The sequence below is a fragment of the Endozoicomonas sp. genome, assembly GCF_031844845.1.
Lineage (GTDB): Bacteria > Pseudomonadota > Gammaproteobacteria > Pseudomonadales > Endozoicomonadaceae > Endozoicomonas.
Window position 1 is genome coordinate 1 of the sequence record NZ_JAVRMB020000195.1, and the last position, 7,777, is coordinate 7,777.

6 protein-coding genes and 2 pseudogenes are annotated in these 7,777 nt (G+C 49.9%); 6 read left to right on the forward strand and 2 right to left on the reverse strand.

Annotation, left to right across the window (positions count from 1 at the left end; all coding sequences use genetic code 11):
- The 3 genes and pseudogenes from RM811_RS10255 to RM811_RS10265 all read left to right on the forward strand — a co-directional run.
- Window positions 1-447: pseudogene (locus RM811_RS10255) on the forward strand (IS4 family transposase); the annotation flags it as partial.
- Entirely contained in the window at window positions 444-878 is a 435-nt protein-coding gene (locus RM811_RS10260; protein ID WP_402523667.1) for a hypothetical protein, read from the forward strand. The pseudogene RM811_RS10255 and the gene RM811_RS10260, both read left to right, overlap by 4 nt.
- A 12-nt stretch (window positions 879-890) precedes the next feature.
- Window positions 891-1,295, forward strand: a pseudogene (locus RM811_RS10265) (IS4 family transposase); the annotation flags it as partial.
- Window positions 1,296-1,386: 91 nt separating this feature from the next.
- Here the strand turns inward: RM811_RS10265 and RM811_RS10270 are convergent.
- Both RM811_RS10270 and RM811_RS10275 read right to left on the reverse strand, forming a co-directional pair.
- Window positions 1,387-3,507: an FAD-dependent oxidoreductase gene (locus RM811_RS10270; RefSeq protein ID WP_402523669.1), complete on the reverse strand. Its 2,121-nt coding sequence runs from the start codon at window positions 3,505-3,507 to the stop codon at window positions 1,387-1,389.
- A gap of 42 nt (window positions 3,508-3,549) precedes the next feature.
- Window positions 3,550-4,380: an alpha/beta fold hydrolase gene (locus RM811_RS10275; RefSeq protein ID WP_402523671.1), complete on the reverse strand. Its 831-nt coding sequence runs from the start codon at window positions 4,378-4,380 to the stop codon at window positions 3,550-3,552.
- Window positions 4,381-4,533: 153 nt separating this feature from the next.
- Between RM811_RS10275 and RM811_RS10280 the strand changes: the two genes are divergently transcribed.
- The 3 genes from RM811_RS10280 to RM811_RS10290 all read left to right on the forward strand — a co-directional run.
- Complete coding sequence (locus RM811_RS10280) at window positions 4,534-5,334, forward strand: SDR family NAD(P)-dependent oxidoreductase (protein WP_402523673.1); 801 nt, start codon at window positions 4,534-4,536, stop codon at window positions 5,332-5,334.
- A gap of 18 nt (window positions 5,335-5,352) precedes the next feature.
- Complete coding sequence (locus RM811_RS10285; RefSeq protein ID WP_402523675.1) at window positions 5,353-5,982, forward strand: nuclear transport factor 2 family protein; 630 nt, start codon at window positions 5,353-5,355, stop codon at window positions 5,980-5,982.
- Between the two features lie 66 nt (window positions 5,983-6,048).
- Window positions 6,049-7,777 (forward strand): long-chain-acyl-CoA synthetase (locus tag RM811_RS10290; RefSeq protein ID WP_402523677.1); only part of this gene is annotated, 1,729 nt, incomplete at its 3' end.

Sequence of the window (7,777 nt, forward strand, 5' to 3'; positions counted from 1 at the left end):
CTTTCATCGATTCTTACCTCTGATGACCTTAACTCTTTTCAGGCCAGTTACTCCGGCTGCAGGGTTCGGGATTTTCCACCCATTAAAACATTAACCTTATTCATGCGGCAGGTGGCCAGTGACACCAAGTCGTGCCGCCACGCCCTCATTGATGAAGCGAGAGATCAGGTCGTCAAGGGCCACAAGGTGCCCAACACTCAAACCAGCGCATATTGCAAAGCGCGGCAACGGTTGACTGAAGCATCCATAAGGGGTTTGCTGCGTATATCAGGCAATAGCCTTGATCACGCCTCACCAGAATCATGGCTATGGCATCAACGTCGTGTACTGCTTACTGACGGCTCAACATTGTTAATGCCTGACACTGAGAAAAATCAGAAAGAATATCCGCAGCCTGGCACCCAAAAAAAGGGCTTGGTTTCCCCGTTCTCAGAATCCTTGTTTTGATATGTCTTGGCAGTGGCGCATTGCTCGATTTTGCTGTGGCTCCCTACGAAGGGAAAGAATCCGGCGAACAAGCCTTGCTCAGGAAGTTGCTCTCCCATCTACATGATGGCGACATCCTGTTAGGTGATGCGAACTTTGAGAACTACTTCCTGCTGGCTCTGTTGTTACAGGCCAAGACTGACGTTGTCTTCGAGAAAAACGGCGCCCGCCTTATTGATTTTCGAAAATTCTATCAAAAGCTGGGTAGCAAGGATGGATTATTCAAACTAAAACGACCAGCCCGACCTGAGTGGATGAGTCAGGAGCTTTATGATCAGATGCCCGGAGAGCTGGTCATTCGTGCCGTTAAAAACAAACGCCGCACCATCATTACCACTTTTCTGGATGCTGAAGAGTATCCCCGGACAGAGATCATTGCGCTGTACCTGTAACGCTGGCACGTCGAGACTGACTTTGACGTCATCAAAACGACCATGAAAATAGATATTCTTCGCTGCAAAAGTCCGGAAATGGTGAGAAAAGAAATATCCATCAACTTCCTGGTATACAACCTGATCCGGGCGCTGATGGGCCAAACAGCGAGACACATTGGTAAGGAACCACGAGAAGTGAGCTTCAAAGCAGCTCAGGACACGCTGGTGTCATTCCTTCAGACGTTACTGGGAGCAACGGGTGACTGGCTGGAAAAGAAAGTCATCAATATGTTGGAAATCATAGGTCAGCATGTTGTTGGTAATCGACCTGGGAGGTCGGAGCCAAGAGCGGTTAAGAAACGGCCAAAACCGCACAAAAAGCTACAACATCCAAGATCACAGGCGCGCAGACTCAAGAAATACCAAGGGAAGTGAGCTTAAGTCAGTACCATTGACCCTAGGGGGCCTTTAGGGGCGAGTAGTTCACTAATACCTCATTGGTCTCTTTTTACAGAGACCATTTTTATCAAAGTTCTGCTGCAGCTTTCATTCCAGAGCTTATAGCGCCTTCAATATAGGTAACATCGGCACTGTCTCCAATATTGGTCACTCTGAATCCTGCTTCAGCAATCTTGCTGGCAAAGCCATGATCCGGTTCTGCACCGATGGCCAGAACCACGGACTTAGCAGGCAATTGATGCTCGATGCCATCTTTGTCCTGATAATGAACATGGGTTTTATCAATCTGACTTACTGTGGCAAATGTCATTGTCCTGACATTATGGGTTTTCAGGTTGTGCAGTACTCGCCAGCGGCGGACGATGCTGAGTTCAGTACCCAGATCCCGCTCCGGCTCCAGAACCGTCACGGTTCGACCACGCTCTACCAGAAATTCAGCCAGTTCCAGTCCTACCAGTCCACCTCCGATAATGACCACCTGTTTACCCAGGGGCATCCAAAGTTTTGACAGCTGCTGAATCGCTTCTGTGCTGTTGGTAGCACCGATCATGGAGCCGGATTTTATCATCATACGCTGAGCGACATTGAGCTTCTTTTTGGCAATATCATCGCCATAACCGGTCATCAAACGACGGAGTTCGTCGCCGGACCAGACATGCTTCTGGTCTGCACCGGGAATATCCGGAGCATTACGCAGAGCGCCCGTAGCAATGATGATCTCATCAGGCTTAAGCTCACGTAATAGCACTTCATTCGCCTCTGTATTCAGGCGGATATCCACAGGCAATTGCTTGATCTGGTTAACGAGATAATCCAGCAACGGACCGTTTTCCGGATAGGCCAGAGAGGCAAAAAAGAGGGTTCCGCCCAAACGTTGACTGCGTTCAATCAGTGTCACACGGTGACCTCGGGTAGCAGCGACCCTGGCAGCTTCCATGCCGCCGGGGCCGCCACCAATAACGACAATGTGCTTAGGTTTGTCAGAGGCAATAAGTTTGATCTCTGACTCATGGCCTGTCATGGGATTGACCGCACACTTGACCCGTTCATTGATGAATATCTGACTGACACAGACATAGCAATAGATGCAGGGGCGAATGTCCTGAGGTCGGTTTTCTACAATCTTTTTTGGCAGTTCCGGGTCCGCCAGCAGTTTGCGGGCCATGGCGATATAATCGCACTTGCCATCGGCAATCGCTCTGTCGGCCACTTCCGGCTCCAGTCGTCCAACGGCAATTACCGGGATATTGAGGTGCTTTTTAACCTCTGCCGTCCAATCCAGAAATCCTGCAGGCTTTTGCACCAGAGGGGCTTCGGTAAAGGCATCACCACTGTTGGTATTGGCATAGGCGGAGATATGTACCGCATCCAGTCCGGCTTCTTCAACCATTCTGGCAACAGCAATGCAGTCATCCAGAGTGATACCTCCATCCATTCGCAGTTCCTGCGCATCAAGGCGCAGCCAGACGGGAAAGTCCGTTCCGACACGCTCACGAACCGATGCAATCACTTCCATTAACAGGCGGGCACGGTTTTTCAGAGGACCACCATACTCATCATCCCGCTTATTGGTATAGGCAGAAAGAAAACCGGCGATGATGTAAGTGTGAGCAGCGTGCAGTTCAATACCATCAAAACCAGCACGAACTGCCCGTTCGGCAGCTGCCGCAAACCACTCAACCATCTGGTTAATGTCGTTTTTGTCCATGACCCGGATTTTTGGCCGGCTACCGGTTTTTGGGCGAATAAAGGCACCCAGCTCAGCCAGTGACAGAGAACTCATCATATCGGACTTCTGAGGCGTGGGGATGGATGGCACCCATAGCTCACGACCTTCCGCCAGATCCCTTACCGCCGTTTTTCCGGCATGCTGTAGCTGGATGGCAATCTTTGCATCGTGCTGATGAACTCTGTCCGTCAGTTGCTTCAGGCCGGGGATAAACTGGTCATCGGAAATGCCCACCTGATAGGGTTCTGCGGTTCCATGGGGCCAGGCAATGGCACAGACACCCATGGTCAGCATGGCTGCGCCGCCTTTGGCTCGTTCTTCGTAGTAAGCCTGGATTCGTTCGCCACAATGCCCGTCCGCTTCTGCGAAATTGGAGCCCATGGGCGCCATGATCATGCGGTTTTTCAGGTTCAGAGAACCAATCCGGCCCGGTTTAGACAGGTGTTCGAAAGTAGACATACAACGATTCTCTTTTTTTATAAAAATGCCGCTCACGGCTGATTAATTATTTTTAAGAAAGTCTACGCAGGTTCGGTTAAACAGGTCCTCGTGCTCTACCTGAACCCAGTGCCCGCACTGGTTAAGCATCAGGAACCGGCAATCTTTGGCATTATGCAGGAACTTGAACATACCCTCTGGCGGGTTAAATCGGTCGTTGGTTCCCCAGAAGCCAAGAATCGGGCACTCCAGCTCGTGCAGGCGCTCAGTCATATTGGGAACCATCATGGTTGAGAACAGATTGGCTGGCTGGGTTACTGCGACTGCTGCCCGTTCTTCCAGCAGTGCCTCAGAGAGTTGCGAAGCGTCAAATAGCTGCAGCTTCATTACCTCTCGCATTTCGTTGACACCCATTGGGCCTGACTGGTAGACCTCAACCATACGTTGAATGCCTTCCATCTGAAAATAGGTTTCACGTTCTTCTACGCCACCGGGAGCCATAAGAATCAGCTGGCTGACAGTGTTCGGGTATTTCAGTGCTTGCCCAAGGGCGATGGCTCCACCCAGCGAATTTCCCAGCAAAATAACGTTTTGCAGTGCCAGTTTTTCGATCAGTTGATTTAAGTTTTCTACGAAGAAATCAAGATGATACTCGGCGTTTTCCGGTTTATCGGAGCGACCAAAGCCGGGGAGATCAAGAATAATATTTCGATACCCGGCTTTGACAAAGGCCGGGTAGTTACCTTTAAAGTTACTGTAGCCACTGGCACCCGGACCACTGCCATGAAGCCATATAATGGTTTCACCCTCGCCTTCGTCCAGGTAATGAAGGGTTATGCCGTTATCCAGTTGGATAAATTTTCCGGTGGGAAGAGGAAGATCGTTAAGAGACATAAACAAACCTTTTTATTATTTGATGCTGTCGAATCGCTGTGACGAATAGTTAATTTTTTCTGGAATGGTCAACGTTTCGTGTTGTTTTCGGCATCGTCCATTCAGACCAAGTCGCCCGGATATCAAAACCGTTAATGTCCATTTGCTTCATCCATGAATACGAAAATCACAACAATAAGAAATGGCCTGACTACTGAAGGCTCAGGTACGGAGCGAACAATAATAAAACATAAGAATAAAGTCGTTTTTGTCACCGGTGCTGCCCAGGGGATGGGACTGGCTGTTGCTAAAAAGTTTGTCAGTGAAGGCGCAAAGGTTGTTGCCGTTGATATTAACCTTGAGGCCGTTGAAGCAGCCACTGCTCCGTTGGGGGAGAATGTGTTGGCACTGGCCTGCGATATTTCTGACTCCCGTTCTGTTCGCTCCGTTATGGATAACATTGAAGAACGTTATGGCCGGTTAGACGTTGTCGTAAATAATGCCGGTGTCGGTTCTGTTGATGCTTTTCTGGATACCCCCGATGAGAACTGGCAGAGAGTGATTGGCGTTAACCTGACGGGAACGTTTTTCTGTTGCCGTGAAGGTGGTCGTCTGATGCACAAAAATGGTGGTGGAGTCATTATTAATATTTCCAGCACTGCGGCTGTTTCCGGTGAAGGCCCCAGCCATTACTGTGCGGCGAAAGCGGGAGTTATGGGGCTGACCCGCAGTATTGCCCGGGAGTTAGCACCTTCCGGTATTCGAGTTAATACCATTGTTCCCGGCCCAACCAATACGCCGATGATGGCTGATATCCCCGATGAATGGACCAACCAGATGATTGCTGCCATTCCCCTGGGTCGCATGGGTGAGCCTGATGAAATTGCCAGTGTCGCCTCTTTTCTTGCTTCTGATGAGTCTTCATTTATTACCGGCCAGAATATTGCTGCTAACGGTGGCATGGCTTTCCTGTAAAGGGCTGAGGGGGAATGTATGTTGGATTCATCAATACTTGAACGGCTGGATCGTATCGAGTCGATTGAAGCGATACGGCAGCTGGCAGGTAAATATTCACTTTCTCTGGATATGAGAGATCTTGATGCCCATGTAGGGTTGTTTGCCCCCGATGTTCGTGTTGGTAAGGGGAAAACGGGACGTGATCTTTTAAAACAGTGGGTGGACTCTACGCTGCGGGATCAGTTTACTGGTACCTCGCACCACCTGGGGCAGCATATTATTGAGTTTGTTGATAGTGACCATGCTATTGGTGTCGTTTATTCGAAAAACGAACATGAAACGGGGCCGGAATGGGTCACGATGCAGATGCTTTACTGGGATGATTATGAGCGTATTGATAGCCGATGGTATTTTCGTCGTCGTCTGCCCTGCTACTGGTATGCCTCCGACCTCAATAAGCAGCCTATCGGTGACCAGAAAATGCGCTGGCCCGGCAGAGAGCCTTATGAAGGCACTTTTCATGATCTCTTCCCTTCCTGGAAAGAGTTTTGGCTCAATCGTCCAGACCCTGAGGTTCTGCCAGAGGTTGCTGAACCGGCACCCATTGAGCAGTTTCTTCTGAGTATGCGCAAAGATACGCCAGCACCAAAAATCCGGGTGAAGTAATAGCAAGAGAAAGTTCCATATACATACCCATGGTCACCCTGAGTATGTATATGGAGCAGAATAACAATGAAAATAAGTTCTCACATTAAGTATAAAAACAAAAAAACATCGCTGGTCAGTCGTGAAGAGACTCAGGCCAAAATGGATCGACGCGCGGTAGCGGCAAACCGGATTAAACCCCGGAACCTTTATACAGTGGCTGACCGCCTTGAGGCTCGGGCAGAGTGTTATGCCGAGAGGGATTTCCTGATTTATGGTGATCAAATTTTCAGTTATCAGGAGGTTAACTGCCGGGCGAATCGTGTAGCACATGCAGCACTGGAGATGGGGCTGAAGCCCGGTGATACCTGTGCGATTGCCCTGGAAAACCGGCCGGAGTTCTTTTTTACCTGGTTTGGGTTGGCCAGGGTTGGCGTCGTTGTTGCTTTTCTTAATACCCAGGTGAATGGTGTTCCTTTGAGGCATGCGGTGGTGTCCACCCATGCTCGTGCGGTTATTGTGGGAGAGGAGTGTGCCCATCACTTCGCCATGACCGATGGTTTGGGAGATACACAACTCTGGTTGCTTTCCGATCCCGAAAAGCCAGCACTTGCCAGTGATCTGTTGCTTCTTGGTAATGAATTCCAGCAACGGCTTGAAACGGCACCTGATAGCCCGGTCAGCCCTGGCTTGCGCCCTGATATTAAAGCGGAAGACCCTGCTATTCTGATTTTTACCTCAGGTACCACAGGCTTGCCTAAAGCGGCGATTTACAGCCATATGCGCTGGTTGTCGTCTGGTGATGTGATGGAGGTAACACTTGATGCAAAGGCTGATGATGTTTTTTATTGCTGCCTGCCGCTTTACCACGGTGCCGGGGCAACCTCAGTAACCGCCACGGCGCTGGCTGCGGGTGCTGCCATTGTTTTGCGTCGCCGGTTTAGTGTCCGCAATTTTTGGGATGATATTTGCGGATATCGTGTGACCATTTGCCAGTACATTGGTGAAATCTGTCGCTACTTGCTGAACTATTACGACAGTGCGCCTCCGCATCATTTACGTTGTATGGTGGGTGCGGGTCTTACCAGAGAAACATGGAATCAATGGCAGGCCAGATTTGGTCAGATGGATATTTTTGAGGGGTGGGGTGCGACTGAAGCGAATACTAATCTGATCAATCTGGATAACTATGCAGGCTCCTGTGGCCGGATACCGGACTGGAACAAAACCAATTTCAGGCTGGTGAAATTTGATGTAGCGACAAACCAGTATTTGCGGGATGACAATGGTTTTCTAATGCTCTGTCAGCCCGGTGAAGTTGGCGAGGGTATCGGCTATATCGTTGACCATCCGGAAATGGGCGGTGGTCGTTTTGAAGGGTATACCAGCCCTGAAGCAACAGAGCAGAAAATTCTGCGGAATGTGTTCGAGGCGGGTGATGCTTACTGGCGATCCGGTGATCTGCTGCAATATGACGACCATGGTTATTTCTACTTTGTGGATCGGCTGGGCGACACATATCGCTGGAAGAGTGAGAACGTATCCACTCAGGAAGTTGCCGGCGCCCTGGGGGACTATTCCGGTCTGGAGTTGATTAATATTTATGGTGTACTGGTTCCTGATCATGAGGGCAGGGCAGGGATGGCTGCCATTGTGATGCAGGATGGCTGCAGGTTTGATCCACAGTCTTTTTATGACCTGACCGCGGATCGTTTGCCGGATTATGCCGCCCCGCTGTTTGTCCGTATAAGTCAGAAAGCTGACCTGACGACAACCTGTCTCTTATACACATCTGACGCTGCCGACGAAAGATACA